Annotated in this window: 23 protein-coding genes and 1 pseudogene; 3 read left to right on the forward strand and 21 right to left on the reverse strand. The window is 70.5% G+C overall.

Annotated elements, in window-relative coordinates:
* Window positions 1–5 precede the first annotated feature (5 nt).
* The 3 genes from G6N37_RS02430 (at window position 6) to G6N37_RS02440 (ending at window position 3,094) form a co-directional block, all read left to right on the forward strand.
* Complete coding sequence (locus G6N37_RS02430; protein WP_163675420.1) at window positions 6–1,517, forward strand: cobyric acid synthase; 1,512 nt, start codon at window positions 6–8, stop codon at window positions 1,515–1,517.
* A 130-nt stretch (window positions 1,518–1,647) separates the two neighbouring features.
* A complete protein-coding gene (locus G6N37_RS02435; RefSeq protein ID WP_163684501.1) occupies window positions 1,648–2,199 on the forward strand; it encodes an alpha/beta hydrolase in 552 nt (183 codons plus the stop codon).
* A 139-nt stretch (window positions 2,200–2,338) separates the two neighbouring features.
* On the forward strand, window positions 2,339–3,094 hold the full coding sequence (locus G6N37_RS02440; RefSeq protein WP_232075455.1) for a gamma-glutamyl-gamma-aminobutyrate hydrolase family protein: 756 nt from the start codon (window positions 2,339–2,341) through the stop codon (window positions 3,092–3,094).
* Here the strand turns inward: G6N37_RS02440 and G6N37_RS02445 are convergent.
* The 21 genes and pseudogenes from G6N37_RS02445 to G6N37_RS02540 all read right to left on the reverse strand — a co-directional run bounded on the left by G6N37_RS02445 (window position 3,091) and on the right by G6N37_RS02540 (window position 21,889).
* A complete protein-coding gene (locus G6N37_RS02445; RefSeq protein WP_163675423.1) occupies window positions 3,091–3,996 on the reverse strand; it encodes a PPE family protein in 906 nt (301 codons plus the stop codon). The genes G6N37_RS02440 and G6N37_RS02445 overlap by 4 nt on opposite strands.
* 141 nt (window positions 3,997–4,137) lie before the next feature.
* The gene (locus G6N37_RS02450) at window positions 4,138–4,584 is read right to left on the reverse strand and encodes a hypothetical protein (RefSeq protein WP_163675426.1); all 447 of its coding nucleotides are present in this window, start codon (window positions 4,582–4,584) and stop codon (window positions 4,138–4,140) included.
* Between the two features lie 59 nt (window positions 4,585–4,643).
* The gene (locus G6N37_RS02455) at window positions 4,644–5,414 is read right to left on the reverse strand and encodes a PPE family protein (RefSeq protein ID WP_163675429.1); all 771 of its coding nucleotides are present in this window, start codon (window positions 5,412–5,414) and stop codon (window positions 4,644–4,646) included.
* Window positions 5,415–5,641: 227 nt separating this feature from the next.
* Window positions 5,642–6,031 (reverse strand): hypothetical protein, encoded by a 390-nt coding sequence (locus G6N37_RS02460; protein WP_163675432.1) that lies wholly within the window; start codon window positions 6,029–6,031, stop codon window positions 5,642–5,644.
* A 188-nt stretch (window positions 6,032–6,219) separates the two neighbouring features.
* Window positions 6,220–7,362 (reverse strand): alkaline phosphatase family protein, encoded by a 1,143-nt coding sequence (locus G6N37_RS02465; RefSeq protein ID WP_163675435.1) that lies wholly within the window; start codon window positions 7,360–7,362, stop codon window positions 6,220–6,222.
* A gap of 20 nt (window positions 7,363–7,382) precedes the next feature.
* Complete coding sequence (locus G6N37_RS02470) at window positions 7,383–8,126, reverse strand: DUF6390 family protein (protein WP_264067238.1); 744 nt, start codon at window positions 8,124–8,126, stop codon at window positions 7,383–7,385.
* Window positions 8,123–9,253, reverse strand: coding sequence for a hydrogenase formation protein HypD (gene hypD, locus G6N37_RS02475; protein WP_163675437.1), 1,131 nt, complete (start codon window positions 9,251–9,253; stop codon window positions 8,123–8,125). The genes G6N37_RS02470 and hypD overlap by 4 nt, the downstream gene beginning before the upstream one ends.
* A 15-nt stretch (window positions 9,254–9,268) precedes the next feature.
* On the reverse strand, window positions 9,269–9,541 hold the full coding sequence (locus G6N37_RS02480) for a HypC/HybG/HupF family hydrogenase formation chaperone (protein ID WP_163675440.1): 273 nt from the start codon (window positions 9,539–9,541) through the stop codon (window positions 9,269–9,271).
* A 71-nt stretch (window positions 9,542–9,612) separates the two neighbouring features.
* The gene (gene hypE, locus G6N37_RS02485; protein ID WP_163675443.1) at window positions 9,613–10,725 is read right to left on the reverse strand and encodes a hydrogenase expression/formation protein HypE; all 1,113 of its coding nucleotides are present in this window, start codon (window positions 10,723–10,725) and stop codon (window positions 9,613–9,615) included.
* Between the two features lie 47 nt (window positions 10,726–10,772).
* Entirely contained in the window at window positions 10,773–11,447 is a 675-nt protein-coding gene (locus G6N37_RS02490) for a D-sedoheptulose-7-phosphate isomerase (RefSeq protein WP_163675446.1), read from the reverse strand.
* Window positions 11,444–12,160, reverse strand: coding sequence for a HypC/HybG/HupF family hydrogenase formation chaperone (locus G6N37_RS02495; protein WP_163675448.1), 717 nt, complete (start codon window positions 12,158–12,160; stop codon window positions 11,444–11,446). The genes G6N37_RS02490 and G6N37_RS02495 overlap by 4 nt, the downstream gene beginning before the upstream one ends.
* A gap of 3 nt (window positions 12,161–12,163) precedes the next feature.
* Window positions 12,164–14,530 carry a carbamoyltransferase HypF gene (gene hypF, locus G6N37_RS02500; protein ID WP_163675451.1) on the reverse strand — a complete coding sequence of 789 codons (2,367 nt, stop codon included), beginning with the start codon at window positions 14,528–14,530 and terminating at the stop codon, window positions 12,164–12,166.
* Window position 14,531: 1 nt separating this feature from the next.
* On the reverse strand, window positions 14,532–14,798 hold the full coding sequence (locus G6N37_RS02505; RefSeq protein ID WP_163675454.1) for a HypC/HybG/HupF family hydrogenase formation chaperone: 267 nt from the start codon (window positions 14,796–14,798) through the stop codon (window positions 14,532–14,534).
* A gap of 1 nt (window position 14,799) precedes the next feature.
* On the reverse strand, window positions 14,800–15,297 hold the full coding sequence (locus tag G6N37_RS02510) for a hydrogenase maturation protease (RefSeq protein ID WP_163675457.1): 498 nt from the start codon (window positions 15,295–15,297) through the stop codon (window positions 14,800–14,802).
* A gap of 18 nt (window positions 15,298–15,315) precedes the next feature.
* Window positions 15,316–15,435: a DUF6893 family small protein gene (locus G6N37_RS26590; RefSeq protein WP_372514721.1), complete on the reverse strand. Its 120-nt coding sequence runs from the start codon at window positions 15,433–15,435 to the stop codon at window positions 15,316–15,318.
* A gap of 14 nt (window positions 15,436–15,449) precedes the next feature.
* A complete protein-coding gene (locus G6N37_RS02515) occupies window positions 15,450–16,775 on the reverse strand; it encodes a hypothetical protein (RefSeq protein ID WP_163675462.1) in 1,326 nt (441 codons plus the stop codon).
* On the reverse strand, window positions 16,772–17,422 hold the full coding sequence (locus G6N37_RS02520) for a DUF6084 family protein (protein WP_163675466.1): 651 nt from the start codon (window positions 17,420–17,422) through the stop codon (window positions 16,772–16,774). Before G6N37_RS02520 ends, G6N37_RS02515 begins: the two co-directional genes overlap by 4 nt.
* A complete protein-coding gene (locus G6N37_RS02525) occupies window positions 17,419–18,045 on the reverse strand; it encodes a DUF5947 family protein (protein ID WP_163675470.1) in 627 nt (208 codons plus the stop codon). Before G6N37_RS02525 ends, G6N37_RS02520 begins: the two co-directional genes overlap by 4 nt.
* Complete coding sequence (locus G6N37_RS02530; RefSeq protein ID WP_163675472.1) at window positions 18,042–18,938, reverse strand: NifU family protein; 897 nt, start codon at window positions 18,936–18,938, stop codon at window positions 18,042–18,044. The genes G6N37_RS02525 and G6N37_RS02530 overlap by 4 nt, the downstream gene beginning before the upstream one ends.
* 4 nt (window positions 18,939–18,942) lie before the next feature.
* Window positions 18,943–20,753 (reverse strand): annotated as a pseudogene (locus G6N37_RS02535) (nickel-dependent hydrogenase large subunit).
* 80 nt (window positions 20,754–20,833) lie between these two features.
* Window positions 20,834–21,889 (reverse strand): NADH-quinone oxidoreductase subunit B family protein, encoded by a 1,056-nt coding sequence (locus tag G6N37_RS02540; RefSeq protein WP_163675475.1) that lies wholly within the window; start codon window positions 21,887–21,889, stop codon window positions 20,834–20,836.
* Between the last annotated feature and the right edge of the window lie 157 nt (window positions 21,890–22,046).

Here is a 22,046-nt window from a genome sequence, read left to right on the forward strand (position 1 = left end):
AACCCTTGAGCGGGGCGCTGCTGGTCGCCGGCACCAGCTCCGATGCCGGGAAGTCGGTGGTGGCCGCGGGCTTGTGCCGGCTGCTGGCGCGCCGCGGGGTTCGGGTGGCGCCGTTCAAGGCGCAGAACATGTCCAACAACTCCGTGGTCACCGTCGAGGGCGGGGAGATCGGCCGGGCCCAGGCGGTGCAGGCGCGGGCGGCGGGCTTGGAGCCCAGCGTGCGGTTCAACCCGATCCTGCTCAAACCGGGCAGCGACCGGACGTCGCAGCTGGTGATCCGGGGCCAGGTCGCCGATTCGGTCACCGCGGCAAGCTATGTGCGCCACCGCGATCGGCTCGCGGGGATCGTCGCGGACGAATTGTCTCGCCTGCGTGAGGAATTCGACGCGGTCATCTGCGAGGGTGCCGGCTCTCCGGCCGAAATCAACCTGCGTTCCACGGATTTGGCCAACATGGGCCTGGCGAGGGCGGCGAATCTGCCGGTGGTCCTGGTCGGTGACATCGACCGCGGTGGGCTGCTCGCGCATCTGTTCGGGACGGTCGCGGTGCTCGAGCCCGACGACCAGGCGCTGATCGCCGGCTTCGTCGTCAACAAGTTCCGGGGGGACCCCGCGCTGCTGGAACCCGGACTGCGGCAGCTGCACGCGATGACCGGCCGTCCGACCTACGGGGTGCTGCCCTACGCCGACGAACTCTGGCTGGACGCCGAGGACTCGCTGTCGGTGGTCGCGCACCGGGTCGTGGGCACCCCGGCCCCGCCGCGCGGGCGCGAGTGGCTGCGGGTGGCCGCGATCCGGCTGCCGCGGATCTCCAACTCCACCGACGTCGAGGCGCTGGCCTGCGAACCGGGCGTCATGGTGCGCTGGAGCACCGACCCGGCAGACCTGGCCGAGACCGACCTGATCGTGATCCCCGGGAGCAAATCCACCGTCGCCGACCTGGCCTGGCTGCGCGATCAGGGCCTGGCCGGGGCGATCACCGCGCACGCCGCGGCCGGCAAGCCGGTGCTGGGTATCTGCGGGGGCTTTCAGATGCTGTGCCGGCGCATCGACGACACCGTGGAATCCGGGGCCGGCGAGGTCGCCGGCATGGGGCTGTTGGACGCCGACATCGCGTTCGGTGAGTCCAAGGTTCTGCGCCGGTGGCCGCCGCCGCTGGCCGGATACGAGATTCACCACGGGCGGGTGTCGCGGTGCGCCGAGGACAGCTGGTTCGCCGCGGAGGGCGGGCGCGATTGTCAGCCGCACGGCTTGGTGCGCGGCGCGGTGTTCGGCACGCACTGGCACGGCCTGCTCGACAACGACGACTTCCGCCGTGCGTGGCTGGCCCGTGTCGCGGCGGCGGCCGGCCGCGGCGGGTTCGTCGTGGCCGACACCGACGTCGCCGCGCGACGCGATGCGCAGCTCGACAAGATCGCCGAGCTGCTCGATTCCCACCTCGACGTCGACGCCGTCCTCGGCCTGCTCGACGGTCCGCCGCCACACCGGCCGCACATCGCAAGCCGATTGCGGCCCTGAGGCTTTCGCCGAGCCGACGCGCCGTAAAGGGAGAATTGGCGGCCACGCAAAGCCCGTCGAGCGCGCACGGAAGTTGAAGAAATCGTCGCGCGGGCGCGCCGATCCGCTGTAGCGTGCGTAGGTGCCCTCCATGATGACCACGCTCGACGGGTTCCCCGTCCCGGTGGCCGTGGCCGGCCCGGAGCAGGGCGTCGTGGTCGTCATCCTGGGCGACGAGCAACGCCTTCCCGCCGCGTACGACGCGGTGTGCGAGCGGCTGCACACCGCCTCGCTGCGCACGGTCGTCATCGGTATCGACCCGCGCCTGACCCCCAAATCGGTGGTCGGCATCCTCGACGCCTTGGCGATCGGGTGGGCCGTGGTGGTGGGCGACCGCGCCGGCGGCGACCTGGCCTGGGAGCTGGCGGCCACGAAGCTGGGCCGGTTCGTCGGCCTGGTGGTGATCGACCGCGGGCATCCGCGGGCGGCCGATCGCGACGGCGTGGTTCGCGACGGGCATTGCCCGCCGGTGGAGATCGGCACCACGGTGCTGTACAGCTCCCCGGCCGCGCGTGCGGTGGCCCGCGCCAGCCAGCAGTATGTCTACGCCGAATACCGCGTCGTGCACCTGGGCAGGCGCACGGTGCAGGAGTCGACGGCACAGCTGGCCGCCGAGATCGTGTTGCGCACCAGTACCTGGTGATTCGCGGGCTCGGTCACCGAACCCCCACGCGTACAAGCGGTTTGCCGAAAGGTTCCGCGCGTCGTCCGCCGTCGTCGGCGCTGATCGCCCCGGGCCGGTAACGTGTCGGGCGGGTCGCGGGGATTGATGGCGGTCATCGATCGGGAAGGGATGCGCGGTGGTGAACGCCTCTGGGCGCCCGGTGGTGGGCCTGACCTGTTACCTGGAGCGGGTGCAGACCGGGATTTGGGACATGCCCGCAGGTTATCTCCCGGCCGATTACTTCCAGGGTGTCCTCCTGGCCGGCGGGGCCGCGGTGTTACTGCCACCCCAACCGGCGGAACCCGAGACCGTGGGCTCGGTCCTCGACAGCTTGCACGCGCTGGTCATCACCGGTGGCTACGACCTGGACCCGGCCGCGTATGGCCAGCAGCCGCATCCGACCACCGACCAGCCGCGCGCCGCCCGTGACGCCTGGGAGTTCGCGTTGTTGCGCGGTGCGCTGGACCGGGGCCTGCCGGTGCTGGGCATCTGTCGCGGCGCGCAGGTGCTCAACGTGGCGCTCGGCGGCACCCTGCACCAGCACCTGCCCGACGTCCTCGGGCACGACGGGCATCGGGCGGGTGACGGCGTGTTCACCAGGTTGCCGGTGCGCACCGCCGAGGGCAGCCGGCTCGCCAGTTTGGTGGGGGAGTCCACCGACGCGGCGTGTTACCACCATCAGGCGATCGACAAAGTCGGTGCGGGCCTGGTGGTCAGCGGGTGGGACCCCGACGGCGTGGTCGAGGCGCTGGAGTTGCCGGGGGACCGGTTTGTGCTTGCGGTGCAATGGCATCCGGAACAGTCTCTGGACGACGTGCGCCTCTTCGCTGGCGTCGTGGACGCCGCGCGCTCGTACGGGCTGACCCGGCGCTAGGCGACCGTTCCGCGGCAGACGTCCATCGGCGTCGCGGCCGCCGCCCAGCTGGGTGGCACCGACAGCGCCCCGACCGGGGTTGCGTGGCCGGCCCGCGCGGTGATCGGCGCGCCGCGGACACCGCCCCGGTTGGGCAGCAGGCACCGCAGCGCCGCCGCCTTGTTGAGCGAATTCAGGTGGGCGATCGCCACGCCCGCCGGCGCGGTGAGCGAGGCGAGCTGCGACAGCGGACAGGTCGACGACGCGAGAGAGACGTCGAACGCGGCCAGCGGCGACCTGGACAGCGCGCGCAGGGCGGCGGGGGCGGCCGAGATCAGCTGGCGTCCGGCGGACACGACGTCCGGTGCCGACTTCAGCGCCCACCTCTGTGCGGGAGGGCCGGTGACCGCGCCCGGGCCGGGCGGCGAGGTGAACGGCGTGATGACCGCGGCATCCGCCGAGGCCTCGGCGTAGGCGTACATGGCCGCGGCGTCCCGGGCCCACATGCGCTCGTAGTCGGCCTCGGTGTCGGCGATCGCCGGGCCGGTCAGTCCCAGTGGGTCCGCCAGGACGAGCGACCTGCGCAGCGTGCGGTTGGCGCCGATCACCGCCGGCGGCACCGTCGCCGCCAGCGCCGTTTCCTGGGCCCGCGCCGCCGCCGCGGCCTGGGTGGCCGCCTGCTCGGCCCGGATCGCGGTGGCGCTGAGCCAATCGATGTAGGGCGCCGCGCCCGCGTGCGCGGCCGGCGGGCCCTCCCATGTGGGCGTCAGCTTCGCGGTCACCGCCCGGTAGTCGGCGACCGCGGTGTGCAGCCGGGTGGCCAGGCGGGCCCACGCCGTCGCGGCTTCGTCCATCGGCCCCGGGCCGGGGCCGGCATGCATTCGCCCGGAAATGACCTCCGGCGGTAGCGTCGTGAAATTCATTGTTGTCTCTGCCTGGTATGGGCCCGGTAGGAGCCGTGGTGAGAACGTGGACTCTTCCGTTGGGACGTAGGCCGGGGGGTTACAGGCCTACTCGCAACCGCGGCAGTGCAACGACGGCGGCCGCCGCGGGCGACCGAGCCCTCAGCAGCGGGCGACACAGAGCCGCGTCAGCACATCCCGGTCGGGTGGCACCGCCCCCGGAGTGCGGGACGGTGCGCGGGGCGACCGAAATGTCATGGCCGCAAACGAATCCGGTAATGCCGACCCCGGCGATGGGGGCGACGAGCGGGCCCACGTCGGCGGCCGGTCCCGCGTCATCCATCCAGCCTTGGTGGTGGTCTTGTGATGCGTCGGCGCGTAACCGGACGAGAACCCCGGGGAGACGGTGGCGTTGCGCGCATGCGCGGGCGCCGCATTCACCCCGGCGGGTTTCTGGTGCTGCGCCGCCGGCTGCGGCGGCCCGACACCGCCGACCGCGGTCCCGCACGACGCCCAGCCGGCCGTGACCGCGCAGAACAGGCCGAGCGCCGCGGCGATCGCGATGGCCGGCCGCCATCGCCAAACCCTCTGGGTGCCTCCGACTCTCACAGTGGCCCGAACGTACAGCGCGAGGCTTGGACGGCGCGGCGAGCTAGCTGTGAGAACGATCAAAGTCCGCTGTGCGTCAGCGGGGCACCGCCGCCGCGGCGCGCCGGGGCGACTCCAGCCGCCGGCCACCAGGCCTGCGGTACCGATAATCCCCCGACCGAGACGCCGCGCCCGACATGCGCCAGCACCGCGGCGCGGCGACCCCTGCCGGCCGTCGCGGCCGCGCCGCCGACGGACGGCGACGACAGCCCGTTCAGCGCTGCGGGCAGCATCGAAACGAGTTCGGCGCCGGCCGCTATCACCTCATCATCATCATCGGCGGCGGGCGGGGAGGTGAATGGTGTCAGGGTCGAGGCCTGCGCCGCGGCGGCGGCATAGGCGTACATGGCGGCGGCGTCCTGCGCCCACATCTGGTCGTAGTGGCCCTCGGCGGCCGCGATGGCCGGGGTGTGGTGGCCCAGGCGATTCCGCGCGACCATCGACGTGCGCAACGACCGGTTGGCGGCGATGGTCTCCGGGGGCACCGTCGCGGCCAACGCCCACTCGTACGCGTCGGCGGCTGCGCCGGCGCGGGCGGCGGTCTGCTCGGCCAGCGCGGCGGTGGCGTGCAGCCACCGGACATACGGTGCGGTCGAGTCGCCCAGCTGCACTGCGGCGGGGCCGCGCAACCCGTCCAGCAACCCCGCGAGAATGAGGTAGTTGGTCGCGGCGTCGCGAAGGTGGTCGGCCAGCCGCTGCCACGTCGCGGCGGCGGTCAGCAACGGCCCGGCGCCGGGGCCCGAATACATTCGTGCGGTATTGACCTCCGGGGGGAGCGTGCCGAAATCCACCGCTAGCTGCCTCCGATCGGCGGCTGGGCGGGTGGTCGCGGATCCGGCGAGTGGGGCCGGGTCGACTGCAAACATGACGTCCTTGGTGTGGGGGCGACCGACATTCGTCATCGGCGCTGCGGTGTTGCGCGCATGCCGACGCGCTCGGACGCTGCGGCTAACGCGTTTGCTTCTCGCCGGCGCGCCGCGCCGGGCGAGACATGACTACGGGTGGGTCCGAACGCCGGTCAGCGGCGGGACACGCAAAGTGTGGTCAAAAGGTCTCGATCTGCGAGCACGGTCGAGGGCGCGCACGAACGGCGCGCATCGACCGGCCGGTATGCGCCGGTCGCCGGGGCGAGTGACGATAGCGTCCACGACCACCGCGGTGCGGACAGCGCAAAAGTCGTCGGCCGGTCGCGCTTCAATCCCGCGCTCCTGAACGCCTTGTCATCATTGAGGGTGGAGCCCATGTCGTCATGGCTCTGCGGCGCCGGGGCCTTCGTCGATTGCAGGGGCCCGGTGCCGGGTGCCGCCGCCACGGTCGACACCACCTGCTGCGGTGGGCCGGGCACCGAACCCACTTGCGACGCCCAGAATCCGAAGGCGGCGGCGAAAAGCGACAGCGCGGCAAGCACGGCCAGAGCCGACTGACGTCGTGGCCGTCGTGAAGGTCTGCCCGCACCCCGGAAACTCACAGTGCTGCCACGGTAGCAGCGGCGGCGCGGTGGTGGCCCGGCGAGGCGCCTTCGAGAATGCTTAGAGATCGCGCAATTTCGGCTGTGAGCGTCCGTGCGGAAGGAGACGGTAGGCGGCGCACCGGCGACTAGTCGGCTGCGGCAGGGGATTTGAAAGCGATGAGCGGGATGGCCATTTCGGCGGGTGTCGCCGCGCCGTGAAAGCCTATGAGCCGGGCCGTTTCCGGCGGCTCGTGCCCGGTCGCCAGGACGGCGGCGTCGCCGGTGCACACGACGACGACATCGCCGATTCGCGCCAGGTGCTCCGGCTTGACCGGCCCGAACATCCCGCTGGCCACCGCCTGCTCCCGGCTGTAGACGTCGGCGCTGCCGGTGAGTACCTCACTCCAGGCCGCCTGCACGTCGGCCGCGGCGCCCGGTTCGGTGTGCAGGTAGCGCACCCGCGGCTCGCCGGCGACCACCCGGATCCCCGCGGCCAGCCGCGGGTCGGTGTCGAGGTCGACCCGCGCGTCCGGCGGCACGTTGAAACCGCCGTGGTCGGCCGTCACCAGCAGCGCCGCCCCCGTGGGCAGCGTCTCGACCAGCCCGGTCAGCAGCGTGTCGACCTTGGCGGCGGCCTCGTGCCACTGGGAGGATCCGACGCCGAACGCGTGCGCCGCGGTGTCCAGGGCGGCGGTGTAGCCGTAGACCAGACCCGGCCCCGCCTTCAGCTCCTCGGCCACTTTCCGCGCGTTGTCGTCGGCCGGTTGAACGGGGCGGAACTCGGCGCCGCGATACGCCGCGTCGGTCAGCCCGCTGCCCATGAACGCCGCCGGCAGCACGGCGCGGGCGCTGACGCCGGCCTTGTTTAGTCGCCCGAACCAGGTGGGTAACGGCTGCCACTCCGCGTGCGGGGGGTCGTCACGCCACAGGATGTGGTTGAGCACCCGGTCGGTGCCGGGGACGTTGAGCGTGAAGCCCAGGATCCCGTGCTCCCCGGGCCGCGCCCCGGTGCCCAGCGACACCAGGCTGGTCGGGGTGGTCGACGGGAACGTGCAGGCCAGCTCCGTGAGGCGCCCGGTCTGCCCGGCGAGCACCGCGGCGAGCAGCGGGGCGCTGCCCGCCAGCTCCGGAAGCAGGTGCCAGCCCAGCCCATCCACCAGCACGAGCGCCACGCGGTCGAACTGGTCGGCCCCGCCGATCCAGTCGGCCAGGCCCAGCTTGTCGACGGCGCCCGGCGCGCCGAGCAGCGCGGCGACGGCGGGCAGCACGTCGCAGAGGGAGCCGGGCACCGGGCCAGTCTGGCACGAAATTAGACACGCGCCAGTCGGCGGCTCGTCACGCGCAGCTGACGGTCGGTGCCGTCGGCGAGTGCGCGAACCTGCCGCGGCGACAGCCGGCCGCACAGCCGCCCCCAGTGCAGCGCGACCTCGTCACCGGCGGCCACCTCGGGCACCGCGCTGTACCCGTCGGTCCAGACGTCGAACACGCCGGCCGACGGTTCGGACAGCGCCAGCGTCTCGCCGTCGAGCACCAGCCTTCGGCGCAGCACCTCGATCCGGTCGCGGTCGCGGGACACCACGGTCCCCCAGGTGATGCGGCAGTTGTCCAGCACGGTCAGTGGATGTTCGTCCATCCCCCTGCCCAAAAACCGCGTCCACGGGTACACGCCGAACACGTGGAAGCAGTGGTTGGCGGCGGCCTCGGGGGCGAGGTCCGGCGTCAGGTGTGACCAGTAGCGGCCCGCCTGCGGGCCGATGATCGCCAGCAACGCCTCCAAGAAGTCCCGCGGGTCCAGGTCGGCTCCGACTCCGCCGCCCAGCCAATACGACTCGACGAGCCGATAATCCAGCGGATCCGCGATCCCGGTCAGCGCCGACAGCACCCGCAGGTAGGGCCACGCCCCGGAGAACGTCGTCGCGGCCCTGCGCACCTCGTCAACCGAACCGTCGCGCAAGGTGGCTCCCAGCGGCGGGCCGCAATAGCCCAGCGCGTTGGGCGCGTAGGCATAGCGCGCGAACATCTCCACGCCGCTTTCCGAGCTTCCACCGGTCAAGCGTGCTCCACCAGCTTGACCGCGTCCCGGTGCAGGCGGCCGAAGTTGTAGTAGGCCGCGCACGCCCCCTCGGGGGACACCATGCACGTGCCGATCGGGGTCTCCGGGGTGCACGCGGTGCCGAAAACCTTGCATTCCCAGGGTTTGAGCACGCCCTTGAGCACCTCGCCGCACTGACACGCCTTGGGGTCGGCGACCCGCACGCCCGGCATCGCGAACCGCAGCTCGGCGTCGAACTCCGCGAAGTCGTCGTGCAGCCGCAGCGCGCTCTGGGAGATGAAACCCAGCCCGCGCCACTCGAAATGGGGGCGCAGCGCGAAGACCTTGCCCATCAACGCCAAAGCGGCCGGGTTGCCGCCCTCGGGCACCACGCGCTTGTACTGGTTCTCCACCTCGCAGCGGCCCTCGCGGATCTGCGTCAGCAGCATGGCGACCGCGGCCAGGATATCCAGGGGCTCAAAACCGGCCACCACCAACGGCTTTCGGTAGACCTCTGGCACGAACCGGTAGGGGCGGTTGCCGACCACGGTCGAGACGTGCCCGGGGCCGATGAATCCCGACAGCCGCAGGTCCGGCGACTCCAGGATGGCCTTGATGGGCGGGACGATCATCACGTGGTTGCAGAACACGCTGAAGTTGGTCAGGCCCAGATCGCGCGCCCGCACCAGCGTCACGGCGGTCGACGGCGCGGTGGTCTCGAAACCGATGGCGAAGAACACCACGTGCTTGCCGGGATTGTCGAGCGCGATTTTCAGGGCGTCCAGCGGGGAGTAGACGAACCGGACGTCGGCACCGCGCGCCTTGGCGTCCAGCAGGCTGCCGGCCGACCCGGGCACCCGCATCATGTCGCCGAAGCAGGTGAAGATGACGTCGGGTTGGCCGGCGAGCCACATCGCGTCGTCGATGCGGCCCATCGGGATCACGCAGACCGGGCACCCGGGCCCGTGTACCAGTTCGACGTTGTCGGGCAGCAGGTGCTCGATGCCGTGCCGGTAGATCGTGTGGGTGTGCCCGCCGCACACCTCCATGAACTTGAACTGATCGCCGTCGGTGCCGGCCAAACGCCCGATGGCGCCCAGCAGCTTGCGCGCGGCGGCCGGGTCACGGAACTCGTCAACGAATTTCATGACGGTCCTTCCTGCTCAGACGATCGACGAGGAGTCGAAGGCTTGGATCTCGGTGTCGTAGGCGTCGCCGAGTTTCTTGACGGCGGCCAGGGTGAGCAGCGCCTCGGTCTCGTCGATCTTGGCCATCGCGAACCCGACGTGCACCAGGACCCACTCGTCGGGTTCGGGCATCTCGTCCTCGAGCAGGCGGACACTGATGGTGCGCTGCACGCCGCTGACGTCGACCTTCGCCAAATAGTTGGCGGGATCGGTGATTTCAACGATCCGGCCCGGAATCCCCAGACACATGTGCGGCCTCCCTTCCTTCCTGGTGGCGATCCGCCGCGCCCGGCTTACGCCGCGCTTGCGATCGCCACTTCCTAACAGATTCGTGGCAGCGGGTCGCCGACGAGCATGTCGACGATCCGCGTTCCGCCGAATCCCGTGCGCAACACCACGCTTTCGGCCGGTTCGGTGACGATCTCCCCGACCTCGGCCGCATCGGCACCCAGCGGGTGAGACCGCAGTGCCTCGAGCCCGGCCGCCGCCTCCTCGGGCGCGACGACGGCGACGAACTTGCCCTCGTTGGCGACGTAGAGCGGGTCGATGCCGAGCAGCTCGCAGGCGCCGTTCACCATGGGCGCCACCGGAAGCCGCTCCTCCTCGAGCAGCACCCCCAGGCCGCAGGCCTGGGCCAGTTCGTTGCACACGGTGCCCACCCCGCCCCTGGTCGCGTCACGCATCCAGCGGGTGGACGGCGCGGCCGCCAGCAACAGTTCCACCAGCGGGGACAGGCACGCGGCGTCGGAGTGGATGTCGGCCTCGATGGCCAGGTCGCCCCGCGCCAGCATCACCGCCATGCCGTGATCGCCCATCGACCCCGACAACAGCAGCTTGTCGCCGGGCCGCACCGACGCCGCGGACAGCGCACGCCCCACGGGGATGACACCCACCCCGGCGGTGGTGACGAACACCCCGTCGGCGGCGCCCCTGGGCACCACTTTGGTGTCGCCGGTGACGATCCGCACGCCCGCCGCGGCGGCCGCCGCCGCCATGTCGGCGACGATCTCCTTCAATTCGCTGATGGGGAAACCCTCTTCGAGCACGAACGCCGCCGAGATCCACGACGGCACCGCACCGGCCATCGCGAGGTCGTTACAGGTGCCGTGCACGGCGAGCGCGCCGATGGAGCCCCCGGGAAAGCGCCTGGGCTGCACCACGAACGAGTCGGTGGACATCGCCAGGCGCTCGCCACCGGGCAGCGTCAGGACCGCGCTGTCACCGAGCGACTCCAGCATCGGGTTGCGGAACGCCTCCATGAACACGGCGTCCACCAGTGCCGCCGAGGCCTTGCCGCCCGCGCCGTGCGCCAGCGTCACATGGTCGTCCAGTAACCGGGGGCGGCGCCTGCGGAACGATTCGATCCGCTCGATCACCTCGCCCTCGGCGAACCGCGGCCCCGACGAAAGGTATTCACCCGCAGCCGTGCTCACTGCGCCGCTCCTCCTCATCGCTCGCTCTGCATCGTCGCCGGCGCGGTTCATGCCGCCCCCAAACCCTGCTCGCCGCCGAGGCGTTGATGCACGTTCAGCCACAGCTGATAGCCCAGCAGCGCCTGCGATTCCTGTATCCGGTGCACGCTTTGCGAGCGAACGACGAAGCAGGCGTCCACATTCGGGTTGTTCGCGAACGCGCCGCCGTCGTAGCCGGCGAATCCGATGGTGTACAGGCCGCGTTGACGCGCCTCGGCCAGCGCGGCGAGCAGGTTGGGCGAGCCGCCACTGGTCGACATGGCGATCGCGATGTCACCGGCGCAGGCGCGGGCGATCAACTGCCGGGCGAACACCAACTCGAATCCGACGTCGTTGCCCAACGCGGTCAGGATGGCCTGGTCGGTGGTCAACGGCCACGCGGGCAACGGCTTGCCGACCGGCGGCCGGGCGAACAGCCTTGCCAGGGTGGTGGAATCCGTGCAGCTGCCGCCGTTGCCGAAGGTGAACATGCGTCCGCCCGCCGCGAAGCGGCGCGCCAGCTCGGCGGCGGCCTGACCGAGCAACGCGGCGTTGGCTTCCAGCGTGGAGCGCCGCAGCGCCAGACTCTCGGCCGCCTTCGCCTGCGCCGACGCGGCCAGGTCGGCCAGCAGCGAGCCGGCATCGTCTTCCTGCGCGTCGATGAACGGGTACAGGAAGTTGGTGGGTTCGTCCGGGGTACTCATCGCCCCTCCTCGTCTTCCAGTCTGCCGATCGCCATCCCCGCGTGCACCAGCATCAGGTCCCCGGCGGCGACCGGGTCGATCAGTGTGGTCACCACATTCTCGACGCCCCGCGCGGTGCGGACCGTGGCGTGGCCGTCGGCCGACGCCGTCACCGCCTCGCCCGGGCGGCCCTCGTCGCTGCAGGTGACGCAAACCGACTCGGGGGCCTCGGGTTTCAGCAGCCCGGGGTGCTCGAAACACACGTGGGTCAGCTCCCACAGCAGGTGGTAGAACAGCACGAAGCCGCCCGTGGCGGGCACGCGCGGGTCGGGGTCGTCGAGCCACAGCACGTGATCGGCCATGCCCGGCGCGGGGCGTTCGCCGCTGCCGATCCAGATCGTGGTGGCGCCCCATGCGGGGGCGCGGCGCATCACCGAGCGGACCTGTGCGTCGTCCGCACCGGAGACCGCGACCACGACGTCACCGGGGCGCACGGACACGCGGACCAGGTCCACCAGGTCGGGTCCGGTCAGCGCCACCGCGGGCAGAGCCCGTTTGCCCATGATCACCGGGTGGATGAACTCGACGGCGATGTGCTGGGCGTGCGGTTCCCACGACGGCGCGATCGACCACATGGTGGCGCCCGCGGCGAAGCGCCTGGCGAGTGTGAACGCGGTTCCGGCCAGGTCCGAGGCCAGTTCGGCGCCCAGGCCGCGATCGATGGCCGTGGTCACTTCTCAGTCCCCCTTCAGCGCGGTCAGCATGGAAATCGCGGCCTGCCCCAGGGCGAGCCCGCCGTCGTTCGGCGGAACGGTGCGGTGGGTCAGCACCTCGAATCCCGCCGCCCGCAACCGCTGACGACACGCGTTCAGCAACAACACATTCTGGAACACCCCGCCGGTCAGCCCCACCAGCGGGACGGCGCCGGCCACCTGACCGACCACCTCGGCGACGGCATCCGCGACGGCCCCGTGGAACGCGGCCGCCAGCACCGCGGGCCGCGTGCCGGCGTAGAGCGCCGACACCAGCGTCTGCACCATGGGGGCCGGATCGATCACCCCGCCGGCGCGCACCATGAGCGGCAGCGACGGCCCGGCTTCGTCCGCCGCCGACTCCGCCAGCGCCTCCAGCTCGATGGCGGCCTGGCCTTCGTAGTCGATGCGGTGCCGCACCCCGAGCAACGAGGCGACCGCGTCGAAGAGTCGGCCCATGCTCGAACACGGCACGCAGCCGGTTCCGGTCTCCAATTGGGAACGGGTGACGCGTAATTCGTCCGGGGTGGCCGCGGCGACGGGGGCCAGGTCGGTGGTCCAGTCGATGCCGGCCGACCACAACTGGGACAGCGCCATCCGCCACGGGTTGCGGACCGCCGCGTCACCGCCGGGCAGCGGCACCGGCAACAGGTGGCCGGCCCGCACGAATCGGTGGCTGTCGTGGCCGAGCCGGAGAATCTCACCGCCCCAGATGGTCTGGTCGCATCCGTACCCGGTGCCGTCGAAGGAGACTCCGACGACCGGTTCGCCGAGGCGTCCGTGCTCGGCCAGCAGCGACACCACGTGCGCGTGGTGGTGCTGGATGAGGTCGAGCGCCCGCCCGCCCGCGTGGCGCTCCGCCCAGGTCCGGGTGTGATACGCGGGATGCAGGTCGGCGGCCCACCGGGCCGGCGTGCCGCGAATCTCGCTGAGCTGGCTCACCGCCCGCTCGAACGCGCGCAGCGTCTCCCAGGTACCCATGTCGCCGACGTGCCCGGACAGGTAGGCGCGCGCGCCGTCGGTGAGGCAGAAGGTGTTCTTCAATTCGCCGCCGACGGCCAGCACCGCCGGGCCGGTGACATTCAACTCGACCGGCAGCGGCGCGTAGCCACGTGACCGGCGGATCGGCAGTTCGGCGCCGCGCCCGGCGTCTTTCACGATGCGCACCACCGAGTCGTCGCACGGGACGTGGATCGGGCGGTCGTGGTCGAGGACCGCGTCGCACAGCGCCGGGAGTCGTTGCGCCGCATCGTCATCGGTGAAGCAGATGGGCTCGTCGGATCGGTTGGCGCTGGTGAGCACCAGCGCGGCGGGGGGCGTCTCGGCGGTGCCGGGCACGGGCGCCAGCAGCAGGTGGTGGATGGGGGAGTACGGCAGCATCAGGCCGAGCAGTGGGCTGCGGGGTGCGACGGCGTCGGCGACGGGGGCGCTGTCGGCGCTCGGCAGCCGGCGCAGCAGCACGATCGGGCGGGCGGGACCCAGCAGCGCCGCGGCCTCGGTATCGTCGACGTAGGCGTAGCGGCGCGCAACCTCGAGGTCGCGGACCAACACGGCAAAAGGCTTGGCGCCACGGGCCTTTCGCGTGCGCAGCGCGGTGACGGCGGCGCCGTCGCTGACGGAGCAGGCCAGGTGGTAGCCGCCGACGCCCTTGACGGCGACCACCGCACCCGCGGCCAGCGCGCGCTGGGTGGCCGACAGCGCGGCGTCCGCGCCGTCGACCCGGCCGGCCGCCGAGCGAAACCACAGGGTGGGCCCGCAATCGGGGCAGGCGATCGGCTGCGCGTGGAACCGGCGATCCGCCGGGTCGTGGTATTCGGCGGCGCAGCGCGCGCACATGGCGAAGGCCGACATGGTGGTGGCCGGGCGGTCATAGGGCAACTCGCGGATGATGGTGAATCGCGGCCCGCAATTGGTGCAGGTGACGAACGGGTGCCGGTAGCGCCTGTCGCGCGGGTCGAAGAGCTCGGCGACGCAGTCGTCGCAGACCGCGATGTCGGGCGGGATCGGAGTCGTGGCGCCGGGGACGGCGCGGCTGTCCACGATCCGGAACTCGGGTTCGTGGCCGGCGTCGGCGGCGATCTCGTGGACCGTGACGTCGGCGATCCGGGCCAGCGGCGGCGCGTCGGCGCGCAGGCGAATGCCGAATTCGGCCAGGCGCGCGGGTTCGCCCTGCACCTCGAGGAAGACGGCGCCGGAGTCGTTGCCGACGAAGCCGGACAGCCCGAGCTCGGTCGCGACGCGGTGCACGAAGGGCCGGAAGCCAACCCCCTGCACGACACCGGTCACGGTGATGCGCTGCCGAACCCGGGTATGAGCGGGGTCATGCCGCAGCAGCAGGGGCGGCCGGGTCATCTCAGCCGCCCTCCGGGAAGTCGAAGGGATCCGTGCGGCCCCTGCCCATCAGCTCCAGCCCGGCCATCGCCTGCTCGGCGCCCGCGCGGTCCGTCTTTTCGACGGCGAAGCCCATGTGGATGATGATCCAGTCGCCGGGATTGAACGTCTCGTCCGGCAGCATCCCGACGTTGACCCTGCGCTGTTCGCCCGTGACGTCGACCAGGGCCAGCTGCCCCTCGAAGCCGTCCAGCATCCGGATCACTTGACCGGGGATCCCCAGACACATGTCAGGACTCCCCTCGGGTGGTTGCGACCGGGTGCGGCTGCAACGCCGCGACGATCTCCTCGACGGCCCGCGCGGCGCGGGGAACCGCCTTGGCCACGGGCTCGGTGAGGCCGATGCCCTCCTCGACGCTGCCCGCCTCGCAACCCACGACGACCGTGTACGGCGGCGTGCCGCCCAGCGCCCGCAGGCTGGCGAACACCGCCGCCGGATCCATGCTGTGACCATCGAAACCCGCTGCGGCCGAATCGGATTCATGGTCGGCCTGGAAGACGTGCAACGTGCCTGGATTGCCGCGGCTGGGGACCGCGTCGATGAGTACCAGCGTGTCCCATTCCTCGAGCAGGTCGTAGGCCAGGTGCATGCCGCGGATACCGTAGTCGGTGACGCGGACGCTCGGGTCGTCCTGCGGGATCTCGGCGTTGCGGATCACTTCCGATCCGAACCCGTCGTCGCCCAGGAAGATGTTGCCGATGCCCGCAACCAGGATGCGCGCCGTCATCTCCGCCGTCCGAGCAAGTTACATCCGCCTCAGCTTGAGGTAGCGGCGGGCGTCGGGTATCGATACCACCCCCAGCGCCAATCCGATCGCGAGCACCAACGCGATGATAGCCAGGAATATCCAACCGAGGATTTCCATCTCGAACACTCCTTTCACGAGTTTGCGGGGCTGCGGTGAGCTTCCAGGGGTTCGATTTCGTCGGGGGAGAAGTACAGGTAACGGCCGTACCAGTCGTGCAGGTCGGCGGCCGGGTCGTCCTCGACGACGACCGCCACGTGCTTGTTGCCCTCGACGTCGGAGTGCACGGAGGTGACGCGGGCGGTCTTGCCGGCCACGAAGATATCTTGCGCATCGGCGTTGCGTCGCGGCCGCAACCGGACCCGGCTATCGCGCGACACCCGAATCCCGTTCACCAGCACCGCATCGATCTCCGGGCGAACCGCGTTGTCGGCCAACGGATCCCACCAGTCGACCCCCTCGGGGATCTCCGGGACCAGACCCGAGATCGCGTGGGGATCGCGCAGCACGCCGTGTAGCCGCGCCATCGCCTCGGGCGACATGGCGTCGCACTGGTCGATGATCCGCGCCGCGCGCGGGTCGGTGGCGCGGGCCTGCGCCTTCTCCTCGTCCGTCATGGTCATCACGCGCAGGGTGAGGATCTCGTCGATCTCCGTGCAGTCGTACAGGGCGGTGTCGCTCTGTTCGGCGACCTCGGGGTGGTCGTAGAGGATGATCGGCGAGATCAGCAGCAGGTTCCGGGCGCCGGGTGGGCCGGCCAGCACGGGGAAACAGCGGTGCTGACCGCACCGGGACACCGCGTCGGCCGCCGCCGGGGGCGGCTCGAGCAGCGAGACGAACCGCCCTTCGGCGATTTCGGCGATGAGGTGCGTTCCGATCATGGACCGCGCGATCGAGTCGTCCTTGTCGAGCGCGCCGTCCCCGACGTTGCTGACCCGCACCGACACCCGGCACAGGTCGCCGTCCGCCTCGCTGGCGACCGTCAGCACGCCACGCACCTCCCGTCGTTGGCGCACCAGGCGACCGCCATCGAGGAGTTCGATGTCGGTGCCCCCATCCGCCGTCACCGACAGTGTCCACGGCCGGCCGTCCAACGCGACAGGGCCGAAGGACCTTTCGCATTCGACCGCCTCGTCCCAGGTGAGCCAGGACCCGCCCGCGGTCGTCAGCTGGTCGACGGGCCGGTATTCGCCGGGGGCGACTTCGCGCTCGGCACGGCGGTGCTGCAACTGCAGGAACCGGACCACCAGGCTCAGCTGCCGGGCGCCGTCGACCAGGAACTGCGCCGACAGGGTGGCGTCCTCGCCCAGGCCGGCTGCGGCGGCCCCGGGCGGTCCCAGAACGCCGAATTGCCACCGCGATTGGTTCTTGCTCGACGTGCCGCGGTACGGATAGAGCAGGTAGCCCTCGTAGAGCACCGCGTCGGCGACGGCGCGGGCCCGGTCGCGATCGTCGGTCACAGCGCCCTCTCCCGCTCCGTGTCCAGCAGCGAGGTGATCGCGTGGTCGAGGTCGAGCAGACCGTGCGCCGACTTGTATGCGGCCAGCGCGGCGATGGTTTCGTGGCTCAACCGCAGCCACCCGGCGTTCGGGTAGTGCTGGGCGATCAGCTGCCGCCAGACCGCGACGGGCATGTCGTAGCGGTCTTCGCAGTCCCACGGGACCTGCTGGACGGAAAACCCACGGTCGGATTTGACGAAAATCGTTCCGCTGAACAGGAATTGGAGGGGCATGGCGCCCTCGCGCAGCGCGTGCAGGTATTTGGCGGCGGCGACCTCGAAGTCGTAGGTGCAATCCAGCGGCAGCGCCACGGTCGTGTTGCCGGTGAACCCCTGCACCATCGCGGTGCAGTGCTGCCAGAGGAAGGTGCGCTGGGTGCTCGCCCAGCGCTCGCGCGGCCCGAACAGGTCGGTCAACCCGGCGGCCTCGTCGTCGGAGTAGGACCGCCGCAACGGCTCGATGCGGACCTGGCAGCGCAGGGCGATCGCGTGCACCGGGTCCACCACCTGCGATCCGCCGGTGGCCACGGCGACGCGCGCGGTCAGCACCGGGGTCACGGTGTACGGTTCGGGCGCCACGTCGAGGACCGAGAAGTCGATGTCCATCATGGCGACGTCTTCACTGCGCGGGCGTCGAGCTGGGAGAAGAAGCCGTCGATGAACTCGCGCGCCTCCTGCCCGCCGTCGAACCCGCGCCAGAGCAGGCGGAGCCGCCCGACGAATTCGTAGCAGGCGTCGATGGGGACGAGGTAGCTCTGCGGCGGACCCGATTCGGGGACCCGGACCAGGAGTGCCTCGACGTCGTCGGCCAGCAGGCCCACCCGCGCGTCGGCGCCCCTGAGCGCGTCCCAAACGTCCAGCGCCAGCTCGGATTCGCAGGCCCCGGCCGGTCCGGGGTAGAAGGCGACGGTGCGCCCGAGCGCGGAGTTGGTGAAGAAGAAGGCGACGCCCACCGGGATCTGTAGCGCCTCCCAGGAGCGCCGGTCCAGCGCGAAGTCGGGGAAGGACAGATATCGGTCGGGCACCGCGCGGTAGCGGAGCTCGGCCCGGGCGTCGGTGAACAGCAGATAGCAGGCGCGGCACACGCACATCAGCTGCCGGTCGGCCACATTGACCACGTGCTGGTGTTCGTCGGCGATCGATTCCGCGCACATCTCGCACCGCTCGCCGGCCGGTTCGGGGGCCGGCCGGTTGCTGCGGATCCGGGTGAGCACCTCGTACGGGGTCGTCATGCCGGGGCGCCCATCGTCTCGGGCCGCAACGCCACCGACAGCACGCCGTCGCGCGCCAACAGCGGCAGGGGATCCAGGTGCGCCGCCGCGTTCACCCCGGCGCCGGCGTGCACCGCGTCGAACAGTGATCCGCAGCGGGGGCATTCGAGTAGCGAGTCCCGCAGCGCCGCACCGGCGAGCGTGTCGTCACAGACGGGGCAGTGGTCCCGGTAGGCGAAGGTTCGGTCGCCGACGCGGCAGGCCAGCAGCGCCGTTCCGTCGACCTGATAGCCCGCGACCTCGCCGGGCGACAGCTCGGCCAGCCCGGGAATTCCATACCAGGTGCCGGGGCCGTTCGAATGCAGGTGTGTCAGCAGGGATTCGGCCGGGATGACGCCCGCGGTGGCGGGGTCGGCGGGCACCACCTCGATCGACGAGACCTCGGGCGCCGCCGCGCGGACCGCGTCCTGCACCGCCAGTTCCAGCGTCACCGCCGACGACGGACAGCTCTTGCAACTGCCGGTGAACGCCAACCGCACCGTGTCGCCGTCGACGCCGATCAGGTCGACATCCCCGCCGTGCGAGCCCAGGTAGGGCCGCACCCGGTCGAGCGCGTCGGACACCCGGCGGTGCAGGTCGTGCGGGTGCAGGCCGTGGACAAGGAGCAGGCTGGCCACCAGGTCGTCGGTGGCCAGCCGCTCGGCCAGGCCGGGGCCTGGTCCGTCCTGAACCAACAGCATGATCCGCTCCAGCCCGGCCCCGTAGAGCCCGACCACCTCGCGGACCAACTCCCTCGCGCGTTCCTGCGCGGCCGCGCCGCCCGCCGCGCAGGAATCCAGCAGGATCTGGATCCGATCGCCCGCCGTGCGCCAACGCGCCGCACTGTCGTCAAGGATTTGCGGGCGATCCACCATCTCCTTACTCCCCGACGGGTGACTGTGTTGGTGTGTGCAGTCTGTCGAGGGTCTTGCCCTTGCCCAGGTACATGTGCACGCCGCAGGGCAGGCACGGGTCGAAGCTGCGCACCGTGCGCATGACGTCGATGCCCTTGAAGTTCTCGCGGCTGTTCTCCTCGAAGATGGGTTGCCCCTGCACCGCGTCCTCGTAGGGGCCCGGCGTCCCGTAGCTGTCGCGCGGGTTGGCGTTCCACGGCGTGGGCGGGTACGGGTGGTAGTTGGCGATCTTGCCGTCCCGGATCACCAGGTGGTGGCTGAGCACGCCGCGGACCGCCTCGGTGAAGCCGCAGCCGATCGCCTCGTCGGGCACCTCGAAGCGCTCCCAGGTCCTGGTGCGGCCGGCACGGATCTCGGCCAGCGCCTTCTCCGCGAAGTGCAGCGCACACGCCGCCGCGTAGGCCTGGAAGTAGGTGCGCGCCCGGTCCCGTTCGATCGTGTTGCTGCCGTACTTGGGCACCTTCCACTCGAACTCGACCGGACCCTTGAGCGCGGTCTTGGGCAGGTTGATCTTGACGCTGTTGCCGGTCGCCTTGACGTAGCCGATGTCGACCAGGCCGGCCAGCGCGGTCGACCACAACCGGGCCAGCGGGCCGCCGCCGGTGTCCAGCGCCAGGTGGTCCTTGCCGTCGAACCAGCGCGGCGACATCACCCAGCTGTACTTGCCGCCGTCCATGTCGCGCTTCTGCGGGTGCGGGTTGGTGTGCTGGTTCCAGGGGTGGCGCCGGTCCACCTGGTTGCCGAGGGGATCGGTCTTGACGAACATCTCCTGGTCGGTCCAGTCGTCGTAATACGAACTGCCCAAGAGGATCCGGATGCCGAGGTTGATGTCCACCAGCGAGTGGGTAACCAGTTCGCCGTCGACCACCACGCCCGGGGTCACGAACATCGCGTTGCCCCAGCGCTCCATGTCCTTGTACTGGAAGTTGCACACCTCGGGGTCCTGGAAGGAGCCCCAGCAGCCGAGCAGCGTGCGGCGCAGCCCGACCTTTTCGTATCCGGGCAGCGCCTCATAGAAGAAGTCGAACAGGTCGTCGTGCATGGGCACGACCTTCTTCATGAACTCCACGTAGCGCATCAGCCGGCTCATGTAATCGGTCATCAACTGGATGGTCGCGACGGTGCCGACCCCGCCCGGGTACAGCGTGGACGGGTGCACGTGGCGACCCTCCATGAGGCAGAACATCTCTCGCGTCCAGCGGCTGACCACCAGCGCCTCCCGGTAGAACTCGCCGGTGAACGGGTTCAGCGAGCGCATGATGTCGGCGATCGTCCGGTAACCGTGCGCGGCGGCCTGCGGCGCGGCCGCGGCGCGGCCGTCTTCTCGGCGAGCGACAGCACGCTCGGGTTGGTCTCGGAGACCATCTTCTCGCAGAAGTCCACACCGACCAGGTTCTCCTGGAAGATGTTGTGGTCGAACATGTATTCCGCGGCCTCGCCGAGGTTGACGATCCACTCGCCCAGGTGCGGCGGCTGGACCCCGTACGCCATGTTCTGCGCGTAGCACGAACACGTGGCGTGGTTGTCGCCGCAGATGCCGCAGATGCGGCTGGTGATGAAGTGGGCGTCGCGAGGGTCCTTGCCCTTCATGAAGATCGAGTAGCCGCGGAAGATCGACGAGGTGCTGTGGCACTCGACGACTTCGCGGTTCTCGAAGTCGATCTTGGTGTAGATGCCCAGGCTGCCCACGATCCTGGTGATCGGGTCCCAGGCCATGTCGACCAGTTGGCCGGGTTCCCGGTTGGCGTGGGTGGGCTCCGGAATGATGGTTGTCATCGCGCTACTTCTTCCCGCTGTGGGCTGTTCGGCCTGAGAGCTCAGGTGATGGGGACGACGCGCACCGACCTGGTAGTCGCCTACCAGGTGCGGCGCGCCCCGGTGGTGAGTTGGTTACCGCTGTGGCGCCACCGCGGTTCCTTGTCGACGGTGCGCGCCGTGATACCCCTCAAATTGCGAATCACGGTGCCGTACAGGCCCGATGCGGCGCTGGAGAACTTGCCCCCCGGCGGTTCGTCCATGAACGGCATGAACTTGTCGGGGAAGCCCGGCATCGTGCATCCGATGCAGATCCCGCCCACGTTGGGGCAGCCGCCGACACCGTTGATCCATCCCCGCTTGGGCACGTTGCATTTGACCACTGGGCCCCAACAGCCAAGCTTGACAATGCATTTCGGTGATCCGTATTCGGTGGCGAAGTCGCCCTGCTCGTAGTAGCCCGCCCGGTCACAGCCTTCGTGGACGGTCGCGCCGAACAACCACGTGGGACGCAGCGCGTCGTCGAGGGGAATCATCGGCGCCTGGCCGGTCGCCATGTAGAGCAGATAGGTCAGCGTCTCCGACAGGTTGTCGGGATGGATCGGGCAGCCGGGCACACACACGATCGGGATGCCGGCCTTGCTCTTCCAGTCCCAGCCGAGGTAGTCGGGTACCCCCATCGCCCCCGTCGGGTTGCCGGCCATGGCGTGGATGCCGCCGTAGGTGGCGCAGGTCCCGACCGCGACGATCGCGGTGGCCTTGGGCGACAGCCGGTCGAGCCACTCGCTGGTGGTCATCGGCTGGCCGGTGGCCGGGTCGTTGCCGAACCCGCACCAGTAGCCCTCGTCCTTGATCTTCTCGTTGGGGATGGATCCTTCGACGACGAGCACGAAGGGTTCCAGCTCTCCGCGATCGGCTTTGAAGAACCAGGACAGGAAGTCGTCCGCCCCCCCGTTGGGTCCGCACTCGAAATCGATGAGCGGCCAGTGCACGGCGACCTTCGGCAGCCCCGGCAGAGCGCCCAAGGCGATCTCCTCGACGCTGGGTTGGGTGGCGGCAGTCAACGCCACCGAATCGCCGTCGCAACTGAGCCCAGCATTGATCCATAGAACATGAATCAATGTTTCTTCCGCTTTGACTGCTGCTTCTGTTGGCATGCCGCAGCTTTCCGGGACCGCGCTGGGGTCCCTGCGCCGCCGGAGTCGACCGTCGGCCCACTTGCGCAGCGCTAATTTCCGGGTCTACTCCTCACCACCGGGCGTGTCAACGGTTCCGCAGTACCAACTGGTTAGACAACCGTTGCATCGCCCTGCC

This window comes from Mycobacterium seoulense, from assembly GCF_010731595.1.
Classification (GTDB): domain Bacteria; phylum Actinomycetota; class Actinomycetes; order Mycobacteriales; family Mycobacteriaceae; genus Mycobacterium; species Mycobacterium seoulense.

Excerpts from the sequence above, each read along its gene's own strand:
- hypD (WP_163675437.1), bottom strand. The coding sequence starts at position 9,253 with ATGAAATTCGTTGACGAGTTCCGTGACCCGGCCGCCGCGCGCAAGCTG.
- G6N37_RS02480 (WP_163675440.1), bottom strand. The coding sequence starts at position 9,541 with ATGTGTCTGGGGATTCCGGGCCGGATCGTTGAAATCACCGATCCCGCC.
- G6N37_RS02445 (WP_163675423.1), bottom strand. The coding sequence starts at position 3,996 with ATGAATTTCACGACGCTACCGCCGGAGGTCATTTCCGGGCGAATGCAT.
- G6N37_RS02520 (WP_163675466.1), bottom strand. The coding sequence starts at position 17,422 with ATGATGGACATCGACTTCTCGGTCCTCGACGTGGCGCCCGAACCGTAC.
- G6N37_RS02505 (WP_163675454.1), bottom strand. The coding sequence starts at position 14,798 with ATGTGTCTGGGGATCCCCGGTCAAGTGATCCGGATGCTGGACGGCTTC.
- G6N37_RS26590 (WP_372514721.1), bottom strand. The coding sequence starts at position 15,435 with ATGGAAATCCTCGGTTGGATATTCCTGGCTATCATCGCGTTGGTGCTC.
- G6N37_RS02435 (WP_163684501.1), top strand. The coding sequence starts at position 1,648 with ATGATGACCACGCTCGACGGGTTCCCCGTCCCGGTGGCCGTGGCCGGC.
- G6N37_RS02540 (WP_163675475.1), bottom strand. The coding sequence starts at position 21,889 with ATGCCAACAGAAGCAGCAGTCAAAGCGGAAGAAACATTGATTCATGTT.
- G6N37_RS02530 (WP_163675472.1), bottom strand. The coding sequence starts at position 18,938 with ATGGTGGATCGCCCGCAAATCCTTGACGACAGTGCGGCGCGTTGGCGC.
- G6N37_RS02490 (WP_163675446.1), bottom strand. The coding sequence starts at position 11,447 with ATGAGTACCCCGGACGAACCCACCAACTTCCTGTACCCGTTCATCGAC.
- hypF (WP_163675451.1), bottom strand. The coding sequence starts at position 14,530 with ATGACCCGGCCGCCCCTGCTGCTGCGGCATGACCCCGCTCATACCCGG.
- G6N37_RS02510 (WP_163675457.1), bottom strand. The coding sequence starts at position 15,297 with ATGACGGCGCGCATCCTGGTTGCGGGCATCGGCAACATCTTCCTGGGC.
- G6N37_RS02525 (WP_163675470.1), bottom strand. The coding sequence starts at position 18,045 with ATGACGACCCCGTACGAGGTGCTCACCCGGATCCGCAGCAACCGGCCG.